This window comes from Pseudomonas sp. DY-1, from assembly GCF_003626975.1.
GTDB lineage: Bacteria > Pseudomonadota > Gammaproteobacteria > Pseudomonadales > Pseudomonadaceae > Metapseudomonas.
On the sequence record NZ_CP032616.1, the window covers coordinates 4,247,899 to 4,268,735 of the forward strand.

At 59.8% G+C, this 20,837-nt stretch carries 20 protein-coding genes; 10 read left to right on the forward strand and 10 right to left on the reverse strand.

The window, feature by feature from the left end; translation table 11 throughout:
• Positions 1 to 32: 32 nt before the first annotated feature.
• On the reverse strand, positions 33 to 752 hold the full coding sequence (locus D6Z43_RS20060; protein ID WP_120653820.1) for a cysteine hydrolase: 720 nt from the start codon (positions 750 to 752) through the stop codon (positions 33 to 35).
• A 149-nt stretch (positions 753 to 901) separates the two neighbouring features.
• Here D6Z43_RS20060 and D6Z43_RS20065 point away from each other — a divergent pair, with 149 nt between their 5' ends.
• Positions 902 to 1,777, forward strand: coding sequence for an AraC family transcriptional regulator (locus tag D6Z43_RS20065; protein WP_120653821.1), 876 nt, complete (start codon positions 902 to 904; stop codon positions 1,775 to 1,777).
• Here D6Z43_RS20065 and D6Z43_RS20070 read toward each other — a convergent pair whose 3' ends face one another.
• From D6Z43_RS20070 to D6Z43_RS20080, 3 genes are all read right to left on the reverse strand, one after another.
• Positions 1,778 to 2,041: a PilZ domain-containing protein gene (locus tag D6Z43_RS20070; RefSeq protein ID WP_120653822.1), complete on the reverse strand. Its 264-nt coding sequence runs from the start codon at positions 2,039 to 2,041 to the stop codon at positions 1,778 to 1,780. It lies immediately after the preceding gene.
• A gap of 123 nt (positions 2,042 to 2,164) precedes the next feature.
• Positions 2,165 to 3,052, reverse strand: coding sequence for a lysophospholipid acyltransferase (locus D6Z43_RS20075; RefSeq protein WP_120653823.1), 888 nt, complete (start codon positions 3,050 to 3,052; stop codon positions 2,165 to 2,167).
• Between the two features lie 48 nt (positions 3,053 to 3,100).
• A complete protein-coding gene (locus D6Z43_RS20080; protein ID WP_120653824.1) occupies positions 3,101 to 3,652 on the reverse strand; it encodes a DNA-3-methyladenine glycosylase I in 552 nt (183 codons plus the stop codon).
• Between the two features lie 82 nt (positions 3,653 to 3,734).
• Between D6Z43_RS20080 and glyQ the strand changes: the two genes are divergently transcribed.
• The 4 genes from glyQ to D6Z43_RS20100 are packed head-to-tail and all read left to right on the forward strand — an operon-like array spanning position 3,735 to position 8,091.
• Complete coding sequence (gene glyQ, locus D6Z43_RS20085; protein ID WP_120653825.1) at positions 3,735 to 4,682, forward strand: glycine--tRNA ligase subunit alpha; 948 nt, start codon at positions 3,735 to 3,737, stop codon at positions 4,680 to 4,682.
• Positions 4,679 to 6,724 (forward strand): glycine--tRNA ligase subunit beta, encoded by a 2,046-nt coding sequence (glyS, locus tag D6Z43_RS20090; protein WP_120653826.1) that lies wholly within the window; start codon positions 4,679 to 4,681, stop codon positions 6,722 to 6,724. Before glyQ ends, glyS begins: the two co-directional genes overlap by 4 nt.
• A 60-nt stretch (positions 6,725 to 6,784) precedes the next feature.
• Positions 6,785 to 7,321 (forward strand): D-glycero-beta-D-manno-heptose 1,7-bisphosphate 7-phosphatase, encoded by a 537-nt coding sequence (gmhB, locus tag D6Z43_RS20095; protein WP_174235589.1) that lies wholly within the window; start codon positions 6,785 to 6,787, stop codon positions 7,319 to 7,321.
• Between the two features lie 14 nt (positions 7,322 to 7,335).
• Complete coding sequence (locus tag D6Z43_RS20100; protein WP_120653828.1) at positions 7,336 to 8,091, forward strand: 1-acyl-sn-glycerol-3-phosphate acyltransferase; 756 nt, start codon at positions 7,336 to 7,338, stop codon at positions 8,089 to 8,091.
• 143 nt (positions 8,092 to 8,234) lie between these two features.
• On the opposite strand, the gene D6Z43_RS20105 is transcribed toward D6Z43_RS20100, so the two are convergent.
• From D6Z43_RS20105 to dnaA, 6 genes are all read right to left on the reverse strand, one after another.
• Positions 8,235 to 8,429: a hypothetical protein gene (locus tag D6Z43_RS20105; RefSeq protein WP_120653829.1), complete on the reverse strand. Its 195-nt coding sequence runs from the start codon at positions 8,427 to 8,429 to the stop codon at positions 8,235 to 8,237.
• A 755-nt stretch (positions 8,430 to 9,184) separates the two neighbouring features.
• Positions 9,185 to 10,138, reverse strand: coding sequence for a hypothetical protein (locus D6Z43_RS20110; RefSeq protein ID WP_256660889.1), 954 nt, complete (start codon positions 10,136 to 10,138; stop codon positions 9,185 to 9,187).
• A gap of 37 nt (positions 10,139 to 10,175) precedes the next feature.
• Positions 10,176 to 12,596, reverse strand: a complete 2,421-nt coding sequence (gene gyrB / locus D6Z43_RS20115; protein ID WP_120653830.1) for a DNA topoisomerase (ATP-hydrolyzing) subunit B — start codon at positions 12,594 to 12,596, stop codon at positions 10,176 to 10,178.
• Positions 12,593 to 13,699 (reverse strand): DNA replication/repair protein RecF, encoded by a 1,107-nt coding sequence (gene recF, locus D6Z43_RS20120; protein WP_120653831.1) that lies wholly within the window; start codon positions 13,697 to 13,699, stop codon positions 12,593 to 12,595. Before recF ends, gyrB begins: the two co-directional genes overlap by 4 nt.
• Before the next feature lie 7 nt (positions 13,700 to 13,706).
• Positions 13,707 to 14,810 (reverse strand): DNA polymerase III subunit beta, encoded by a 1,104-nt coding sequence (gene dnaN / locus D6Z43_RS20125; RefSeq protein ID WP_120653832.1) that lies wholly within the window; start codon positions 14,808 to 14,810, stop codon positions 13,707 to 13,709.
• A 29-nt stretch (positions 14,811 to 14,839) separates the two neighbouring features.
• Positions 14,840 to 16,303, reverse strand: coding sequence for a chromosomal replication initiator protein DnaA (gene dnaA / locus D6Z43_RS20130; RefSeq protein WP_120653833.1), 1,464 nt, complete (start codon positions 16,301 to 16,303; stop codon positions 14,840 to 14,842).
• A 524-nt stretch (positions 16,304 to 16,827) separates the two neighbouring features.
• Between dnaA and rpmH the strand changes: the two genes are divergently transcribed.
• The 5 genes from rpmH (at position 16,828) to mnmE (ending at position 20,752) form a co-directional block, all read left to right on the forward strand.
• A complete protein-coding gene (gene rpmH / locus D6Z43_RS20135; RefSeq protein ID WP_003290924.1) occupies positions 16,828 to 16,962 on the forward strand; it encodes a 50S ribosomal protein L34 in 135 nt (44 codons plus the stop codon).
• Positions 16,963 to 16,975: 13 nt separating this feature from the next.
• Positions 16,976 to 17,380 (forward strand): ribonuclease P protein component, encoded by a 405-nt coding sequence (gene rnpA / locus D6Z43_RS20140; protein ID WP_120653834.1) that lies wholly within the window; start codon positions 16,976 to 16,978, stop codon positions 17,378 to 17,380.
• On the forward strand, positions 17,373 to 17,618 hold the full coding sequence (gene yidD, locus D6Z43_RS20145) for a membrane protein insertion efficiency factor YidD (RefSeq protein WP_120653835.1): 246 nt from the start codon (positions 17,373 to 17,375) through the stop codon (positions 17,616 to 17,618). Before rnpA ends, yidD begins: the two co-directional genes overlap by 8 nt.
• Before the next feature lie 2 nt (positions 17,619 to 17,620).
• Entirely contained in the window at positions 17,621 to 19,300 is a 1,680-nt protein-coding gene (gene yidC / locus D6Z43_RS20150; protein WP_120653836.1) for a membrane protein insertase YidC, read from the forward strand.
• A gap of 84 nt (positions 19,301 to 19,384) precedes the next feature.
• Positions 19,385 to 20,752 (forward strand): tRNA uridine-5-carboxymethylaminomethyl(34) synthesis GTPase MnmE, encoded by a 1,368-nt coding sequence (gene mnmE, locus D6Z43_RS20155; protein ID WP_120653837.1) that lies wholly within the window; start codon positions 19,385 to 19,387, stop codon positions 20,750 to 20,752.
• The last annotated feature ends 85 nt before the right edge of the window (positions 20,753 to 20,837 follow it).

A 20,837-nucleotide genomic window follows, 5' to 3' on the forward strand; every position in this document is an offset into this window, starting at 1 on the left:
GCCCCGTCCGCGGAGTCGACGGGGCCAACGATTCATTCCCCACGCAAATAGTCCAGGGTCTGCTCGGTGCTCCACAGCGCATTGGCGATGTAGCGGTAATTGATCAGTGCGGCGAGGTAGCCATCGCCTTCCGGTGTCGTCGGGCCCGCGGTGGCATCTCGCACCACCGCCACCTCGAAGCCCAGCTCCAGCAACTCGCGCAAATGGGACTCAACACAGAGGTTGGCAGCCATGCCGGCGAGGATGATCTGCGACACGCCGTGCTTGCGCAGCTGCAAGGCCAGGTCATTGGTCTCCGGGCCGTAGACCTTGTGGGGCGAAGCAATGATGGTTTTGCCATCGAGGATGTAGGGCTTGTATTCGGGCAGGAAGTCCGCGCCCGAGTTCTCGAAGCCTTCCAGACTCAATGGCCCTTTGCGGTCGAACATGCCGATGCTGTGCATGACCTTCTCCAGCGGCCCACCGAAGTGCCAGTGGTGATCGCAGGGGTAGTAATAGTGCGGCGACACGGCAACGGTGATACTGGCCTCCTTGGCAGCGGCAAACAATTGACCGATATGCCTGACCGTATCGTGCTCGGTGATGCTCTTGCCGAATACGCTCCAGCTCACCCCCTCGGGGCTGAGGAAGTCGATCTGCGGGTCGATTACCACAAGCGCGGCGCGCGTCAGGTCCAGGCGCATACCGGGATCGGGCAGCGCCGGTTCAGCTGGATCGCGGTAGGTCGTGAGGCGGGATGGTTCATGGCTCATGTCGATGGACTCCTGCGAGACGGGATGAAATCACTGAATGCCGTGGCAGCCGCGCCCGGGGCTGTCTACCATCGGCGTGATTGCATCCTATGGCCGCGCCTTCCGCGGCTTTTGCCAGGCCGTACAGGATCTTTGCCAGGTTGTCCCCAATGGATGTCCTTTCAGAATTCTTCGAGCGCACCAGTCTGCAGGGGCGGCTGTTTTTCGCCGGTCGCGTGGACGGTGCGCTGGTCCTCGACAAGCCCCCGGGGATGGCATTCATCCACCTGGTGGAGCACGGCGGCATCGACATGGTTCAGCCGGGTCTGCCGAAGGTATCGATCCGCGAACCCAGCGTGCTGTTCTGTCCCAGCAGCTGCCGTTATCAGTTGCGCTCCAGCTCTATCGAGGGCGCAAAGCTGATCTGTGCATCCTTCCAGTTCAACCGTGGCCTGGCCCAGCCGTTTCCACTCGGATTGGACGAAACCCTGGTGTTTCCGCTGGATGCGCTCGGCCATGCATTGCCGGTGATCCACTCCCTGGTCGGCGAGTTTGAGGGCGAGGAACCCGGCAGGGCCAAGGCGCTCAACCTGCTGTTCGAGTACCTGTTCGTGCTGCTGGTACGTCGGGCGGTAGAGGACGGACGGATTTCCGGTGGTCTGCTCTACGCACTGCAGGATGGTCGTCTTGGGACCGTACTCAGCCAGATCCACCGCGAACCGGAAACGGACTGGAGCGTGGAGCGCATGGCGAGCCTGGCGCTGATGTCCCGTTCGAAATTCTCCGCCTGCTTCAATCGGATCATGGGGACACCACCCATGGCCTATCTCACCGCCTGGCGCATGAAGACCGCACAGGACCTGCTTCGCGAAGGGGTTCAGATCAAGGTGGTGGCCGCCTCGGTGGGCTACAGCTCGCAGGCGTCGTTTTCGCGTACCTTTGCGAACCTGGTGGGCTGCCCTCCAGCGGAGTGGATCAGGAAGGCTGCGAGAGGCGAAGTGGAAGTGACCGGACTGGTCTGCCCTACCGCCCCGCCCGAATCCTGATCAAGACTCTACGAAACGCAGCCCGGCGCCTTCGGCGTCTATCCGCATCACTTCCATTTCCAGGATGGGCGCCTCGATCGGTAGATCCTGGACCTGGCCGCGGACGATGCTGCCGACCGGCAGGACTGCCAGATCGGGATGACGAACATAGACGCCGCCATCGGACAGGTCGCGGGTCTGGGCGATCAGGTCGCCGAAGCTGGGGTGACTGATCTTGATCCTGCACTTCATCGGAGTTCGGGGAAATTGCCGCTGGTTCGCCATGGGATCGCATCATCCTGAGCTATTTGCAGCGCTCGTTAATACGGCTTATCGCGACTCGATACAACCCTCTCGCCTCAGAGAAATACCTGCCCATGAAAAAGGCGCCTCTCGGCGCCTTTTTCGTCAGTACCACTTCTTCTCGCCCTCGGGGCGTTTCTTGAAGCGCTTCATGCTCCACATGTACTGGGTCGGGTAGGCCCGCACATACTTCTCGACCACCTGGCTCATGGCGGCAACGCCTTCTTCGACGTTCTCGCTGTACATGCCTTCGGGTGCGGCTTCGAGGATCACCTTGAAACCCGAACCATCCGGCAGGCGCAGGGCATGCAGGAACACGCCGCGTGCCTTGCCACCGGCCAGCATGCCGGGGACGAATTTGCTGGTCAGTGCCTGGGTGCCAAGGAAGGGCACGAAGACCCCGGCCGAGAGGCTCGGCTCCGGGTCGGCGGGAATGCCCACGGAGCCACCCTTGCGCACCTCCTTGATGACGCTGAGGATGCCTTCCTTGGTGGAAGGCGCCACGCGGTTACCCAACTGCACACGCTGCTTCTGCAGCAGCTCGTCCACCGCTTTCAGCTTCGGCGGGCGGTAGAAGATGATCGGTTTGCACTGGGCGCAGTAGAAGTGGTTCAGCACTTCCCAATTGCCCAGGTGGCTGGTGATGCCTACCACGCCCTTGCCACTGGCCAGGGCCTCGTGCAGCACGTCCAGGCCTTCCACTTCGCGGATCAGTCCGATGGATTTCTCCGCCGGCCAGATCCAGGCGCAGGCGCTTTCGGTGAAAGTCCTGCCGATGTCCATCAGGCTCTGGCCAACGCGCTGATCCAGCTCCGTCGGCGACCACTCGGGGAAACACTTGGACAGGTTGATCCGCACCACGTCGCGGGAACGGTTCGGCAGCTTCCACATCAGCCAGCCAATGGTCGCGCCAACCGCTTGCACGGCGCGCCAGGGCAACATCGCAAAGAGGCGCAGGAAGCCGACAATCAGCGCACCTTTCAACTTATCCACAGGCAACTCCAGGACGTTCGAAAGCGCGCATTCTACCCTCGCACCGGATCACAGGGTCAGCTCGCGATAACGGTCGCAGTCGGTGGTGTGATCCATGACCATGCCGGCGGCCTGCATGAAGGCGTAGCAGATGGTCGGGCCAACGAAGGTGAAGCCGGCTTTCTTCAGTGCCTTGCTCATGGCCTCGGCCTCGGTGGTGACGGCTGGAACCTGGCCGCGTCCGCTGAAGTGGTTGACCTTCGGTTTGCCGGCGACGAACGACCAGAGCAGCTTCACCGGGTCTTCCTGGCGCAGCCAGGCCTGGGCGTTTTGCCGCGCGGCCTTGAGCTTTAGGAGGTTGCGGATGATGCCCGGGTCCTGCATCAGCTTCTCGATCTCCTCGTCACTCATCACCGCCAGGCGCCTGGGGTCGAAACCGAACAGGACCTCGCGATAGCGCTCGCGTTTCTTCAGCACGGTGATCCAGGACAGACCGGCCTGGAAGCCTTCCAGCAAGAGCAGTTCGAAGAGCGCCGCGGGGTCCTTGAGCGGAACGCCCCATTCGGTGTCGTGGTAGGCGATGTAGAGGGGGTCGTCATTGCACCAGAAGCAGCGTGGCATAAGGCTTTCCATGCGGTTGCGGCGGGGTCGGATCGGGTATACTCCGGCATTTTCCGTCGAAGACCCAGCACAGGTGAAATTCGTGAGCCAGACTACGCCCGCCGTGCGCACCTTCCAAGACCTGATCCTCGCCCTGCAGCAGTACTGGGCCGAGCAGGGCTGCGTGGTGCTCCAGCCCTACGACATGGAAGTGGGCGCCGGTACTTTCCACACCGCCACCTTCCTCCGCGCCATTGGTCCGGAGACCTGGAACGCCGCCTATGTGCAGCCGTCCCGCCGTCCGACCGACGGCCGCTACGGCGAGAACCCGAACCGCCTGCAGCACTACTACCAATTCCAGGTGGTCCTCAAGCCCAATCCTGAGAACTTCCAGGAGCTGTACCTCGGCTCGCTGAAGGCCATCGGCATCGACCCGCTCGTGCATGACATCCGCTTCGTCGAAGACAACTGGGAATCGCCGACGCTCGGCGCCTGGGGCCTGGGCTGGGAAATCTGGCTGAACGGCATGGAAGTCACCCAGTTCACTTACTTCCAGCAAGTCGGTGGCATCGAGTGCTACCCGGTCACCGGTGAGATCACCTACGGCCTGGAGCGCCTGGCGATGTACATCCAGGGCGTCGATTCGGTGTACGACCTGGTCTGGGCCGACGGCCCGTTCGGCAGGGTCACCTACGGCGATGTGTTCCACCAGAACGAGGTGGAGCAATCGACCTACAACTTCGAGCACGCCAACGTCGAGAAGCTGTTCGAACTCTTCGACTTCTATGAGAGCGAGGCCAACCGCCTGATCGAGCTGCAGCTGCCGCTGCCGACCTACGAGATGGTCCTCAAGGCTTCCCACACCTTCAACCTGCTGGACGCCCGCCGCGCCATCTCGGTGACCGAGCGCCAGCGCTACATTCTGCGCGTGCGCACCCTGGCCCGCGCCGTGGCGCAAAGCTACCTGCAAGCGCGCGCGCGTCTCGGCTTCCCCATGGCCACTCCCGAACTGCGTGACGAAGTACTGGCCAAGCTGGAGGCTCAAGAATGAGTGCACAAGATTTCCTGGTAGAACTGGGCACCGAAGAGCTGCCTCCCAAGGCCCTGAAATCCCTGGGTGACGCCTTCCTCGCCGGCATCGAGCAAGGCCTGAAGACCGCTGGCCTGGGCTATGCCAAGGCTCAGGTATTTGCAGCCCCGCGTCGCCTGGCCGTGCTGGTGGAACAACTGGCCACCCAGCAACCTGATCGCAGCGTCAATCTCGACGGCCCGCCGATCCAGGCTGCCTTCGACGCCGAAGGCAAACCGACCCAGGCCGCGCTGGGCTTTGCCCGCAAATGCGGTGTCGACCTGGAGCAGATCGACAAGAGCGGGCCGAAGCTGAAGTTCAGCCAATCCATTCCCGGTCAGCCTGCAGCGGGCTTGCTGCCCGGCATCGTCGAAACCTCCCTCGCCGCCCTGCCGATTCCGAAACGCATGCGCTGGGCCGCTCGCCGGGAAGAGTTCGTCCGCCCGACCCAGTGGCTGGTCATGCTGTTCGGCGAAGAAGTGGTGGACTGCGTGATCCTCACCCAGAAAGCCGGACGTGAGTCCCGCGGCCATCGTTTCCACAATCCGGACAACATCCGTATCAGCAAGCCTTCCACCTACCTGGAAGACCTGCGCAGTGCCCACGTGCTGGCCGACTTCGCCGAACGTCGTGAGATCATTGCCAGCCGCGTGGCCGAGCTGGCGGCCGAGCAGAAGGGCACTGCCGTGGTTCCCGCCGATCTGCTGGATGAAGTGACCGCGCTGGTCGAGTGGCCGGTGCCGCTGGTGTGTTCCTTCGAAGAACGCTTCCTCGCCGTGCCCCAAGAGGCCCTGATCTCCACCATGCAGGACAACCAGAAGTACTTCTGCCTGCTGGATTCCAACGGCAAGCTGCTGCCGCGCTTCATCACCGTGGCCAACGTAGTCAGCAAGGACCCGGCCCAGATCATCTCCGGTAACGAGAAGGTCGTTCGTCCGCGCCTCACCGACGCCGAGTTCTTCTTCAAGCAGGACAAGAAGCAGAAGCTGGAAGGCTTCAACGAGCGCCTGAAGAACGTGGTGTTCCAGGCCCAGCTCGGTACCGTATTCGAGAAGGCCGAGCGCGTATCCCGCCTGGCTGGTTTCGTGGCCGAGCAGATCGACGCCGATCCGATCCGCGCGGCGCGCGCCGGTATCCTCTCCAAGTGCGACCTTGCCACTGAAATGGTCGGTGAGTTCCCGGAAATGCAGGGTATCGCCGGCTACTACTACGCGATCAACGATGGTGAGCCGGAAGACGTTGCCCAGGCGCTGAACGAGCAGTACATGCCGCGTGGCGCTGGCGCCGAACTGCCGCAGACCCTCACCGGCGCGGCCGTGGCCGTGGCCGACAAGCTGGATACCCTTGTGGGCATCTTCGGCATCGGCATGCTCCCCACCGGCAGCAAGGATCCCTTCGCCCTGCGTCGTCAGGCCCTGGGGGTGCTGCGCATCCTGATCGAGAAGCAACTGAACCTCGATCTCGCTGCAGCCGTTGCCTTCGCCGTCGAGCTTTACGGCTCGAAGGTGAAGGCCGAAGGCCTTGCCGAGCAAGTGCTGGAGTTCATCTTCGACCGTCTGCGTGCCCGCTACGAGGACGAGGGTGTGGACGTCGCCGTCTACCTGTCGGTGCGCGCCCTGCAGCCGTCCTCGGCGCTGGACTTCGACCAGCGCGTGCAGGCCGTACAGGCCTTCCGCAAGCTGCCGGAAGCTGCTGCCCTTGCCGCTGCCAACAAACGCGTGTCCAACCTGCTGAGCAAGGCTGAAGGTAGCGTTCCGGGCAGCGTCGACAGCGCCCTGCTGCAGGAAGCTGCCGAGCAGGCCCTGGCCAAGGCCGTGGCCGACGCCGAACAGGCGCTGGCGAACGCCGGTAGCTATCGCGAGACCCTGGAGCGCCTGGCTAGCCTGCGCGAGCCGGTGGACAGCTTCTTCGAAGCGGTACTGGTCAACGCCGAAGACGCCGCCGTGCGCAGCAACCGCTACGCACTGCTGGCCAAGCTGCGCGGCCTGTTCCTGGGCGTGGCTGACATTTCGGTACTGGGCTAAGCGATAACGCGAGCCTGACCCGAAGCGGTGCGCTTCCCGTCAGGCTCAGCGTTTCAGGCGTTGTTCATGAAACTACTGATTCTCGACCGCGACGGAGTCATCAACCAAGACTCCGACGAGTACATCAAATCGCTCGAGGAATGGATCCCCATTCCAAGCGCGATAACCGCCATCGCTCGACTCAGCAAGGCCGGCTGGACGGTTGCCGTGGCCACCAACCAATCCGGCATCGCCCGGGGCTACTACGACCTCGCCACGCTGGACTCCATGCATGCCCGTCTGCGCGAGCTGGTAGCGGAGCAGGGCGGCGAGCTCGGTGTGATCCAGTATTGCCCGCACGGTCCTGACGAAGGCTGCAATTGCCGCAAACCGCAGCCCGGTATGCTCAAGCGCATCGCCGAGCACTATGGCGTGGACCTTGCTGGCACCTGGTTCGTCGGCGACAGCAGTGGTGACCTGGAAGCCGCGCTGGCCGTCGATTGTCAGCCCGTTCTGGTAAAGACCGGAAAAGGCGAACGGACCCTGGCCAAGCAACTGCCAGCGGGAACCCTGGTATTCGACGATCTGGCGGCAGTCGCCACACATCTACTTCAGTAAGGTCAACAGCTCCCATGACGACAGTGCAGGCCATCAGAACTTTCTTCTTCTACCTGCTGCTGTCGCTGAGCGCCTTCATCTGGGGCACGTTGAGCCTCTTTTTCGCGCCCTTCATGCCGTTTCGGGCACGCTACCGCTTCATTGTCTGGCGTTGGTGCCGATTCGCCGTCTGGCTGGCGAAGGTGATGGTAGGCATCCGCTATGAAGTGAAGGGCCAGGAAAACGTGCCGGCGCAGCCCTGCGTGATCCTCGCCAAGCACCAGAGCACCTGGGAGACCTTCTTCCTTTCTGGCGCTTTCGAGCCCCTCAGCCAGGTCGTCAAACGTGAGCTCCTGCGAGTGCCCTTCTTTGGCTGGGCCATGGCGCTGATGAAACCTATCGCCATCGACCGCAGCAACCCCAAGGCAGCGCTCAAGCAGCTCGCTGCGCAAGGCGACGAGCGTCTCAAGCAGGGTGCCTGGGTACTGATTTTCCCGGAGGGTACTCGCGTTCCGGTCGGGCAAATGGGCAAGTTTTCCCGAGGTGGTACGGCATTAGCGGTCAACGCCGGCCTGCCGGTTCTTCCTGTGGCGCACAACGCCGGGCACTACTGGCCTAAGGCAGGATGGGCCAAGCATCCGGGGACCATCCAGGTCGTCATGGGTCCGGTCATGTATGCAGAAGGTGAGGGACCCAGGGCCATCGCCGAACTGAACGAGCGAGCATTTGCCTGGGTGGAAGCTGCTCAGCGCGAGATCGAAGGTCCGCAGACTATAGCGACGGTCGAGTAATCGGCCTGATCTGTGGATAAGCTGTGAACAAAAATTTGGCGAATTCCCGATTTCATAGCGCAAGGCCCTGATTTACAAGGCCTTGCGTTTTACAATAAAGCTTAGCGAGAAAGTGCATAACGCTTTTTCGTTACTCTCCCACATCATCCCTTCAGGTACCGGGAATCCAGGGCATTGAAGCACTGGATGATCCGTTCGCGCGCAACACACGGGAAGTTCTTTTCGGTCAGGACCACCAGAACCCCTGGCTTCACCCTGCCTGAGCGCAGCTGTCGCATCATGTAGGCGCTGATCTCTTCATCGGTGATGCTCGGTGCTTCGCCTTTACGCTCATCCATCCTACCGCTCCTGTATGTGGCCTCCAGGGGCCTCTGCAAGCGCCTCCAGACTACGCCCTCCCTTCACATGTGCGAACACCTTCCTACAAGGGAGAACGAGCGAGAACGCTTGATACAGGCGGAGGACGAGCTACGGAGAGGAAGAGAAATTGCGGAAGCCGGAAAGCACTGAGGGGAGCCGAAGCTCCCCTCAAATGTTTATTTCATTATTGTTGTTGTTCTTATCAGATATTCGTTGTTGTTCTTCGCTCCTGGCTACTAACGCAGCCAGAAATGGCTGGTCCCAACATGGACCGAGGGCAAACGGATTTTTTTGGACGCTGATCATGTCATCGTCATTGCTGAACCAACCAGAGCGCCGCTACCTCAAGGTAGTTTTATTGTTCTTTTGCTCTAGTCACCGGGTATGGAACGACACACCCTGTCCAAAAAAATCGGTTTGCTTCTTCTCTGTGCTGTTGTTTTTGTTCTGTCAGAGTCGAAAACTTTCTTTTTGAAGCTTTTTATTGTTGTTGTCTCATATAGAAAGCATGTCTCGTGCCAACTTTTTAAAACACCATATAAATCAATACTTTATAGAAAATAGTCATTGTTTATCAGCCATTCTTTGCGCAAAACTGTTCCCATACGACCCGTCCGGGTACTCGGTAGACGGGACATAGGTAACACTCCTGGCGCAAGTTCCAGCGCATAGTGTTACCCGCTGTTTCTGCACCGTAACCCATTGCTGGGAAAAGAAAAAAGCTCTGCGATGGTCAATGCGAAGCTGCCGCCAGCAAGGTACGGAGCCACTTCATCGGTGCCTCTTTATCCCTCACGTCGACTACAAATTCCTGGCCCCTGTACGCACTGCTTAGTCGGTAGATGTCGCCAGCACTTTCCCATCGATCCAGTCTCCGGTGATAACTGAGCCCAGGACTTTCCTCGCTCGGCGCGAAGAAAGCCGGCAGTTGCCATTGGGTCTGCATCCTCGAACCTGGAGCGGTCAGAACCAGGCGGTCATCCAGGACAGGAAATGTTCCTGCTCCCGAAACTGTCGCACCATCCAGACTAAGAAGATCGGCTGCCAGATAGAGCGTGTTTCCTGGGTCGCGCCCATAAGCAAAGTGCGGGTGATAACGTGCCCAGGGCAATGCTTCTCGCGGCAACTCATCGACCTTGAGGATCTCGCCGACCCGCAACCATCCCCAGATTATCTGGCGTGGTGTCTGACCAGGATCGAAGCGCCACACACCTTTCACCTTGTAGACGGCACGAAAGGAACCGAAGAAAAGGAAAAGGTCACCAGCTGCCACTCCTTCGTTTCGCAAATGCCCCTGTGCACTACCGCTTTGGCCCAGCATGGGCTTCCAGCCATCCACACGCGGCAAGGCGTCCAAGCGTAGGTCAGGATCGAGGTGGGCACCCTTGTGGTCCCAGGAATGCCCGACTCCCAGTTGGCCGATCAGGTCTCCGAGGTTGATACCTTCGTAAGCAATATCGCCATATCGAACAGGCGAAAGTTCATCCGGGATGGGAAGCGAACAGAGCCTCCCATCCGGCAGGATCGGGCTTGGAAAGCCGCCCGCGGAAGAGTCGAAGCCCTTTCGACTCAAGATGATGCGCATCGTCTCATTCCCCAAACGGGTGCCTGGAAGTATCGCGTGCAAATAGAGGATTTCAACGGCTGCGATGACCGGATCGAGGCTCCAAAACAAAAGCCCCGGCATCAGGCCGGGGCTTTTGAGGTGGGCTTCGTTCCGCTCGTCAGACGTCGAGGTTGGACACCGCCAGGGCGTTGCTCTCGATGAAGTCACGACGCGGTTCCACTGCATCGCCCATCAGGGTATTGAAGATCTGATCCGCGGCAATCGCGTCTTCGATGGTGACCTTGAGCATACGACGGACGTTCGGGTCCATAGTGGTTTCCCACAGTTGCTCCGGGTTCATCTCACCCAGTCCCTTATAGCGCTGGATGGTGTGACGCTTTGTGCTTTCGGTCATCAGCCAGGCAAGGGCGTCCTTGAAGGTAGAAACTGGTTTCTTGCGCTCGCCGCGCTGGACGAATGCACCTTCTTCCAGCAAGTTGTTGAGCTGGTTGCCCAGATCGGTCACCTGGCGATAGTCGTTGCTCGCAAAGAAATCACGGTTGAAGGTGATGTAGTGGGAGAGGCCATGGGCGGTCTGTTCCACTTCCGGCAGCCACAGATGACGTTCACGATCTTCGCGCAGGCTAGCGGTGTAGGTCAGACCGGACTTTTCAGCGACCTTCAGGCGCGCCTGGAATGCATCCAACCACGACTGCATCGCCGCTTGATCAGAGAGCTGCTCAACGCTGACGCGTGGCAGATAGATCATGTGCTCGGTCAGCTCCTGCGGGTACAGGCGCGACAGACGCTTCAGGGTGCGCATTATATTGCGGTACTCGTTCACCAGACGTTCGAGTGCTTCACCGGAAAGTCCCGGTGCATTCTCATTGACGTGCAGGCTGGCGTCTTCCAGGGCGGATTGGGTCATGTATTCGTCCATGGCCTCGTCGTCCTTGATGTACTGCTCCTGCTTGCCCTTCTTGACCTTGTAGAGCGGCGGCTGCGCAATGTAGATGTAGCCACGCTCGACCAGCTCCGGCATTTGCCGGAAGAAGAATGTCAGCAGCAGAGTACGGATGTGCGAACCGTCGACGTCGGCGTCGGTCATGATGATGATGTTGTGGTAGCGCAGCTTGTCGATGTTGTATTCCTCGCGGCCGATCCCGCACCCCAATGCGGTGATCAGGGTGCCGACTTCCTGCGAGGACAGCATCTTGTCGAAACGTGCCTTTTCCACGTTGAGGATCTTGCCCTTGAGCGGCAGGATCGCCTGGGTCTTGCGGTTACGGCCCTGCTTGGCCGAGCCACCCGCGGAGTCACCCTCCACGATGTAGAGTTCGGAAAGGGCAGGGTCCTTTTCCTGACAGTCGGCCAGTTTTCCTGGCAGACCCGCGATGTCCAGAGCACCTTTGCGGCGGGTCATCTCACGAGCCTTGCGTGCGGCTTCACGGGCACGCGCGGCGTCGATCATCTTTCCGACCACGGCCTTGGCTTCGTTCGGGTTCTCCAGCAGGAAGTCAGCAAAGTGCTTGCCCATTTCCTGTTCCACCGCAGTCTTCACCTCGGAGGAGACCAGTTTGTCCTTGGTCTGGGAGCTGAACTTGGGATCCGGCACTTTCACCGAGATGATGGCGGTCAGGCCCTCACGAGCGTCGTCGCCGGTGGTGGCGATCTTGAACTTCTTCGCCAGTCCTTCCTGCTCGATGTAGTTGTTCAGGTGACGGGTGAGGGCAGAGCGGAAGCCTGCCAGGTGAGTACCGCCGTCACGCTGGGGAATGTTGTTGGTGAAGCAGAGGATGTTCTCGTTGAAGCTGTCGTTCCACTGCAGGGCGACTTCGACGCCGACGCCGTCTTCCTCGCGCTGGATATTGAAGTGGAATACTTCATTGACAATGGTCTTGTTGGTGTTCAGGTACTCGACGAAGGCCTTCAGACCGCCTTCATATTTGAACATTTCTTCCTTGCCGCTGCGCTCGTCACGCAGCACGATGCCAACGCCGGAGTTCAGGAAGGACAGCTCGCGGATACGCTTGGCCAGGATGTCCCAGCTGAAGTGAATGTTGGTGAAAGTCTCGGCAGAGGCCTTGAAGTGCACCTCGGTACCCGTGCCCTCGGTTTCACCGACGGGGCGCAGCGGGAACTGCGGTACACCGTGATGGTAGATCTGTTCCCAAACCTGGCCAGCGCGGCGAATGGTCAAGCGCAGCTCTTCGGAGAGGGCGTTCACAACAGATACACCCACGCCGTGCAGACCGCCGGAAACCTTGTAGGTGTTGTCGTCGAACTTACCGCCGGCGTGCAGCACGGTCATGATGACCTCTGCAGCAGAAACCCCTTCTTCCTTATGGATATCCACAGGGATACCACGCCCGTTGTCGCGAACGGTAATGGACTCATCGGTGTGGATGGTAATGCTGATTTCCGAGCAGAAGCCGGCAAGGGCTTCATCGATCGAGTTGTCGACGACTTCGAACACCATGTGGTGCAGACCTGTCCCATCATCGGTGTCGCCGATGTACATACCGGGGCGTTTGCGTACGGCATCCAGCCCCTTCAGCACTTTGATGCTGGAAGAGTCGTACGTGTTGTTCTCGCTCATGCTTCACTCCCGATGATCGTAGGGCTGATACAGCCATGTTCCACGTGGAACATGGCGACCGGCGTATCCGTGCGCCAGCCGTCCCTCAGAAATTCATGGTCAACGCAGGTGATGAACACCTGGCAATCCAAATCTTCCAACAATCGGCAAAGTGATTGCCGATGCTGCTCGTCCAACTCTGACGGTAAGTCGTCAACTAGGTAGATGCACTGTCCGCGCTTTGCCTGATTGACCAGATGGCCCTGCGCTATTCGCAGTGCGCAAACAACCAGCTTCTGCTGACCGCGCGACAGAATGTCTGACGCGCTGTGTGCACCTGAACGCAATCGCAAGTCGGCGCGTTGCGGTCCTGCCTGGGTATGCCCCATCTGCTGATCGCGAAAGAGGGAAGTGCTCAGCACTTCGGACAGTTCCCGATCTTTGTCCCAGCCGCGGTAGTAACTGAGCGTCAGACTGTCGAGTTCCACAAGCTCAGCAAGAATCCGTTCAAAAACGGGCTTCAATGCCTGGATGTAGGCCCTTCGATACTGGTCGATTTCATCACTGGCCAGGCACAATTCACGGTCCCAAGCCGCTTGCGAAGCGGCGTCCAGTGTACCATGCCGGAGCCACGAGTTCCGCTGCCGCAGGGCCTTCTGAAGTCGTTGCCACGCAGACATGAATCGAGGTTCCACGTGGAACACTCCCCAGTCGAGGAACTGTCGACGGATCTTGGGAGCGCCCTCCAACAGCCGAAAACTATCTGGATTGATCAGCTGCAACGGTAGTGCTTCAGCAAGCTGGGCGGCGCTCCTGGCGTTCTGCCCATCGATACGAATCTGAAACTCACCCTGCCGATCACGCGAAATGCCAAGACTGGCCAGCCCACCCTCGCCAAGACTGACCTGACCGAACACGGTGCATGCTGGCTGCTCATACTGGATGACGGGCTGCAGCCGAGTACTACGAAACGAGCGCGCGAGCCCAAGGAGGTGGATGGCTTCCAGCAGACTGGTTTTTCCGCTGCCGTTGGCGCCGTAAAGAATATTGATGCGGGGGGAGGGGGAGAGGGTCACCGGGTGCAGATTACGCACACCGGTGACCGAGATACGGCTAAGGGACATTGAGTCGTTACAGACGCATCGGCATTACGACGTAGGAGGATTCATCGTTGTCGGCTTCCTGTACCAGGGCGCTACTATTGGCATCCGAGAGAATCAGGCGAACCTGCTCGGTAGACATGACACCCAGAACATCCAGGAGGTAACTGACGTTGAAACCAATTTCCAGATTGCTGCCGCCGTACTCCACGGCAACCTCTTCCTCGGCTTCTTCCTGCTCCGGGTTGTTGGCCTGAATCTTCAGCAGCCCTGCAGCCAGGGTCAGACGAATACCACGATACTTCTCGTTGGAAAGGATCGCAGTACGACTGAAGGCTTCGCGCAGCGCCTGGCGATCGCCAACGACCAGCTTGTCACCACCGCGCGGCAGTACGCGTTCGTAATCCGGGAACTTGCCGTCGACCAACTTGGAGGTGAAGGTGAACTCACCGGTAGTGGCACGAATATGATGCTGACCAAGGACGATGCGAACCTCGCCATCCTGTTCGGTTAGCAGACGCGCCAGCTCCAGGATGCCCTTGCGCGGCACAATCACCTGATGGCGTTCGACACCCTCGATCCCCGCGTTCATCGCGCACATGGCCAGACGGTGACCGTCGGTAGCGACAGCACGCAGAACACCGGCATTCACTTCCAACAACATGCCGTTCAGGTAGTAGCGTACATCCTGCTGCGCCATGGCAAAGCTGGTGCGCTCGATCAGACGACGCAGCTTGCTCTGCACAAGGCTGAAGTTCAGCGAGCCAGGACCTTCTTCCACGGTAGGGAAATCGTTCGCCGGCAGTGTGGACAGCGTGAAGCGACTGCGACCCGCCTTGATCAACAGTTTCTGCTCATCGACGCGAATATCGATCAGCGCATCGCTCGGCAGGCTTTTGCAGATATCCATCAGCTTGCGTGCCGGTACGGTGATTTCACCTGGCTCAGCCGGTTCCTCCAGGGCAACGCGCCCAACCAGCTCGACCTCGAGGTCTGTGCCGGTCAACGACAGCTGCTGGCCTTCGACTACCAGCAGTACGTTGGAGAGGACCGGCAAGGTCTGGCGGCGCTCGACGACGCCGGCGACCAGTTGCAGGGGTTTCAACAGGGCTTCGCGTTGAATTGTGAAATGCATGGTCTAGTCCCTTGCCTCTTGGGCTGCGGTCAGGTGGTCAATGTACGCAGCAGATTCTTGTAATCCTCGCGGATATCCGCGTCGGATTCCCTTAATTGCGCAATCTTACGACAGGCATGAAGCACCGTGGTGTGGTCTCTTCCGCCGAATGCGTCGCCGATTTCCGGTAGGCTGTGATTAGTCAATTCCTTGGACAGTGCCATGGCAACCTGACGCGGCCGAGCCACCGAGCGCGAACGGCGCTTGGAGAGCATGTCGGACATCTTGATCTTGTAGTACTCGACTACGGTGCGCTGGATGTTGTCGATGCTGACCAGCTTGTCCTGAAGGGCCAGCAGGTCCTTGAGCGACTCGCGGATCAGTTCGATGGTGATGTCACGCCCCATGAAGTGGGCATGCGCGATCACACGCTTCAACGCACCCTCCAGCTCACGCACATTGGAACGGATGCGCTGTGCGATGAAGAATGCGGCGTCATGCGGCAGATCGACCTTGGCCTGCTCGGCCTTCTTCATCAGGATCGCCACCCGCGTTTCCAGCTCTGGCGGCTCGACGGCGACAGTCAATCCCCAACCAAAGCGCGACTTGAGACGCTCTTCCAGCCCCTCGATTTCCTTGGGATATCGATCGCTGGTGAGAATCACCTGTTGTCCGCCCTCCAGCAATGCGTTGAAGGTGTGGAAAAACTCCTCCTGCGAACGCTCTTTGCGGGCAAAGAACTGGATGTCGTCGATCAGTAGCGCGTCCACCGAACGGTAGAAGCGTTTGAATTCGTTGATCGCATTCAGCTGCAGCGCCTTCACCATATCCGCCACGAAGCGCTCGGAATGCAGGTAAACCACCTTGGCATTCGGATTCTTCTTCAGCAGGTGGTTACCCACAGCGTGCATCAAGTGCGTCTTACCGAGGCCGACACCGCCATAGAGGAACAGGGGGTTGTAGCCGTGCTTCGGGTTGTCCGCGACCTGCCAGGCAGCGGCACGAGCCAACTGGTTCGACTTACCCTCGACGAAGTTTTCGAAGGTGAAGGTACGGTTCAGGTAGCTGGTGTGCTTGAGCGCACCTTCAACCTGTACGGAACGTTCGGTGCGAATCGCTGGCGCGGGCACAACCGAAGCCAACGGATCGAGATTGTCGCGGGATTCTTCCACAGTCTCGATACGCATCTGCGGTGGCGCCACAGGAGCGGGGGGCGGCGGAGCCATGACCGGCGGCGGAGGCGGAGGGGCCTTCCGGGGAGCCGGGCTGCGTTTGCTGCCTATTAATAAGGAAAGGGCAGGCGCCAGACCGTTGCCTCGTTCGCCGAGCAACTCGAGAAGCCGGCCCATGTACTTTTCATTGACCCAATCGAGCACGAACCGGTTCGGCGCGTAGACGCGCAGTTCGTCTCCATCGGCTTCAACCTGTAACGGGCGGATCCAGGTGTTGAATTGCTGGGCAGGCAGCTCATCGCGCAGGAGTTCCACGCACTGCTGCCAAAGTTCCACTGACACGGATATCCCCCAAGTCGGAAAAGTGCCGGACGCAAAAAACAGCCGTCATTGTAGCGACCGCCCGAGGAGTTATCCACATGAAAGAGGGCGAATGGTTGAATAAAATCAAGATGTTATTCACCAGCCGAAATTGCCATCCGCCTGGCATGAATCTTGTGGATAACCATGGTTTAACCCGGCTTCTGAGTCTGGGGAAAACTCGTTGCACAACCACCCTGTGGGTAAAAGGTCATTCGATCCCCAGCTTCTACACGACAACCACACAGCCAGGACACGTCTTTTCGACAAGGTTGTTAGCCTGCTCATCGACAGGCAGAATGGGCCGTCCGCAAGGTTTTCCACAGGAAAGCCGCTCTACAGTTTCTAAAAACACAACCAAGCTTTCTTAATTCTTCCTTCCTTCTATATTCTTTTGCTCGACGGTACTGGTTGGAAATTGACCTGCACGCAGCGTTTCACTAGAATTGCCGGTCTCTTTAAACGGGGGCCACTTCCGGCCCGTAGTGACCACCAGGTAAAGCATCATGAAACGCACTTTCCAACCCAGCACCATCAAGCGCGCTCGCACCCACGGTTTCCGTGCCCGCATGGCCACCAAGAACGGCCGCCAAGTCCTGTCGCGTCGTCGCGCCAAGGGCCGCAAGCGCCTGACCGTCTGATTATCCGGAACGGGTGGTGAGTCAGGGCTTCGGTCGGGAAAAGCGTCTGCTGGTTCCCCGACAATTCAAGGCAGTCTTCGACTCACCCACCGGGAAGGTTCCCGGCAAGCACGTCCTGCTCCTCGCGCGTGATAACGGTCTTGATCATCCCCGTTTGGGTCTGGTGATCGGTAAGAAGAGCGTAAAGCTCTCCGTTGAGCGCAATCGCCTGAAACGCCAGATACGCGAATCCTTCCGTCACAACCTCGAGTTGTTGGTCGGCTGGGACATCGTGATCGTGGCGCGTAAAGGCATTGGCGAACTGGAGAATCCTGAGCTGAGACATCAGTTCGGCAAACTCTGGAAGCGCCTGGCGCGCAGCCGGACTCGCCCTGAACCATCGACCGGATCAGGGGTGTCCGACAGTCCCCATGCGTAAACTGGCCCTCGCTCCGATCCAGTTCTACCGCTACGCCATCAGCCCGCTGATGGCCAATCACTGTCGTTTCTATCCCAGTTGTTCCTGCTACGCGCAGGAGGCCATCGAACAGCATGGCGTCCTGCGTGGCGGCTGGCTGACCCTGCGTCGGCTGGGCCGCTGTCATCCGTGGAATCCGGGCGGCTATGACCCGGTGCCACCCGCCAACACATCCCAATCCTCTTCGATGGCCGAGTAATCATGGATATTCAACGCTCGATCCTGATCGTCGCCCTGGCAATCGTGTCCTACTTGATGGTTCTGCAGTGGAACCAGGACTACGGCCAAGCTGCCCTACCGACCACAGGCACCAGCGCGATCACCGCGCAAGCGACCCTCCCGGACGACACCGCAAGCGCCAAGACCAGCGACGATGTGCCGACCGCCACTACCGCGGAACGCAATGAGCCGGCAGTCGCCCAGGTTGCCCCCAGCAGCGACCTGATCCGCGTTGAAACCGATGTCCTCAACCTAGCCATCGATCCGAACGGCGGTGACATCGTCCAGCTGACCCTGCCTAAGTACCCACGCCGCCAGGATCGTCCGGACGTTCCCTTCCAGTTGTTCGACAACGGTGGCGAACGCCTGTACCAGGCACAGAGCGGCCTCGTAGGCGCCAACGGCCCGGACGCGCGTGCCAACGGTCGTCCGCTGTACAGCGCGACTCAACGCAGCTACACGCTGGCCGACGGCCAGGAGCAACTGGTAGTCGACCTCACCTTCAGCGAAGCCGGCGTCAACTACACCAAGCGCTTCACCCTCACCCGCGGCAAGTACGAGCTACAGGTGTCGTACAAGATCGACAACCAGAGCGCCCAGCCCTGGACCGGCAGCATGTACGCCCAGCTGAAACGTGACGCCAGCGCTGATCCGTCGTCCACCACCGCAACCGGCGTGTCCACCTACCTGGGCGCCGCCGTCTGGACCCCGGACGAGCCGTACAAGAAGATCTCCATGAAGGACATGGACAAGCAGGCCTTCAAGGAAAGTGTCCAAGGTGGTTGGGTAGCCTGGCTGCAGCACTACTTCGTGACCGCCTGGGTCGCCGACAAGGACCAGAACAGCACCGTCCAGACCCGCAAGGATTCAAAGGGCAACTACATCGTTGGCTTCGTAGGCTCCGCGTTGAACGTGCCGGCCGGTGCTTCCGCCGAAACTTCCGCAACCCTGTACGCCGGTCCTAAGACCCAGAGCCACCTGAAACAACTTTCCCCGGGCCTGGAACTAACCGTCGACTACGGCTTCCTGTGGTTCATCGCCCAGCCGATCTTCTGGCTGCTGCAACATATCCACAGCCTGCTCGGCAACTGGGGCTGGTCGATCATCGTCCTGACCATCATGATCAAGGGCGCGTTCTTCCCGCTCTCGGCCGCGAGCTACAGATCCATGGCGCGTATGCGTGCTGTATCGCCGAAGCTGCAGGCACTGAAAGAGCAGCACGGTGACGATCGCCAGAAGATGTCCCAGGCGATGATGGAGCTGTACAAGAAGGAGAAGATCAACCCGCTGGGCGGCTGCCTGCCAATCCTGGTACAGATGCCGGTTTTCCTGGCCCTCTACTGGGTACTGCTGGAAAGCGTGGAAATGCGCCAAGCCCCGTGGATGTTCTGGATCACCGACCTGTCGATCAAGGACCCGTTCTTCATCCTGCCGATAATCATGGGCGCGACCATGTTCATCCAGCAGCAGCTGAACCCGACTCCGCCGGATCCCATGCAGGCCAAGGTACTGAAGCTGATGCCGATCATCTTCACCTTCTTCTTCCTGTGGTTCCCGGCAGGCCTGGTGGTTTACTGGGTGGTCAACAACATCCTGTCGATCGCACAGCAGTGGTACATTACCCGGCAGATCGAGGCGGCCAGCAAGAAGGCAGCAGCCTGACAGCGACGCCAGTCAGCTTGAACAAGACGCCCCCTCTGGGGGCGTCTTGCTATCCGCAATCCGCAGACCCTCGGGTATCCACAGATGAATCCTGTCCGTGACACCATTGCTGCCGTCGCAACCGCCCAGGGGCGGGGCGGCGTAGGTATCGTCCGCGTTTCTGGGCCACACGCCGCACGTATAGCCGAGGCTATCAGCGGCCGCGCACCCAAGCCCCGCTTCGCCCATTACGGCCCATTCCTCGACGCCTCTGGTCAAACACTCGACCAGGGAATTGCTCTCTACTTCCCGGGTCCCAACTCCTTTACCGGTGAAGACGTCTTCGAGCTGCAAGGCCACGGTGGTCCAGTTGTGATGGACCTGTTGCTGCGCCGCTGCATGGAGCTCGGTGCGCGTCAGGCTCGCCCTGGCGAGTTCAGCGAGCGCGCCTTCCTGAATGACAAGCTAGACCTGGCCCAGGCTGAAGCGATAGCTGATCTGATCGAAGCCAGTTCAGAACAAGCCGCGCGCAATGCGCTGCGCTCGCTGCAAGGCGAATTTTCCAGGCGCGTGCATACGCTCACCGAGAAACTGATCGAACTGCGTATCTACGTAGAGGCTGCGATCGACTTCCCCGAGGAAGAGATCGACTTCCTCGCCGATGGCCATGTGCTTGGGCTACTGGATGGCGTGCGGGATAACTTATCCACAGTCATTCGCGAAGCTGGACAGGGGGCGTTGCTGCGCGACGGCATGAACGTGGTGATCGCAGGGCGCCCCAACGCCGGAAAATCGAGCCTGCTGAATGCCCTCGCGGGACGTGAAGCGGCCATTGTCACTGACATCGCCGGTACTACTCGCGACGTGTTGCGCGAACATATCCACATCGATGGAATGCCGCTGCACGTGGTGGATACCGCCGGCCTGCGGGACACGGACGACCATGTGGAAAAGATCGGCGTAGAGCGCGCGCTCAAGGCCATTGGAGAAGCGGATCGCGTGCTATTGGTGGTCGACGCCACAGCCCCCGAGGCTGCTGATCCCTTTGCCCTGTGGCCTGAATTCCTGGATCAGAAGCCTGACCCGGCCAGGGTCACCTTGATTCGCAACAAGGCCGACATTAGCGGCGAATCCATCGGCCTGGAAATCAGCGAGGATCGTCATGTCACCATCAGCCTTTCCGCGCGATCCGGCGATGGCCTGGAACTACTGCGCGAACACCTGAAGGCCTGCATGGGTTATCAACAAACCGCAGAGAGCAGCTTCAGCGCGCGCCGTCGTCATCTGGAAGCCCTCCGCCTTGCAGGCTCCTTCCTAGAACACGGTCGCTCTCAGCTCACCCTGGCAGGCGCCGGGGAACTGCTGGCAGAAGACCTGCGCCAGGCTCAGCAAGCCCTGGGCGAAATCACTGGCGCCTTCAGCTCAGACGACCTCCTCGGCCGTATCTTCTCCAGCTTCTGCATCGGCAAGTAAGCCGAACACCTTCCTTTTTATCCACAGACGACGCGACTGCCCGCTTTTTGGGCGGTCCGTCGCTGCCTGTCTGCTGAAAAATAGT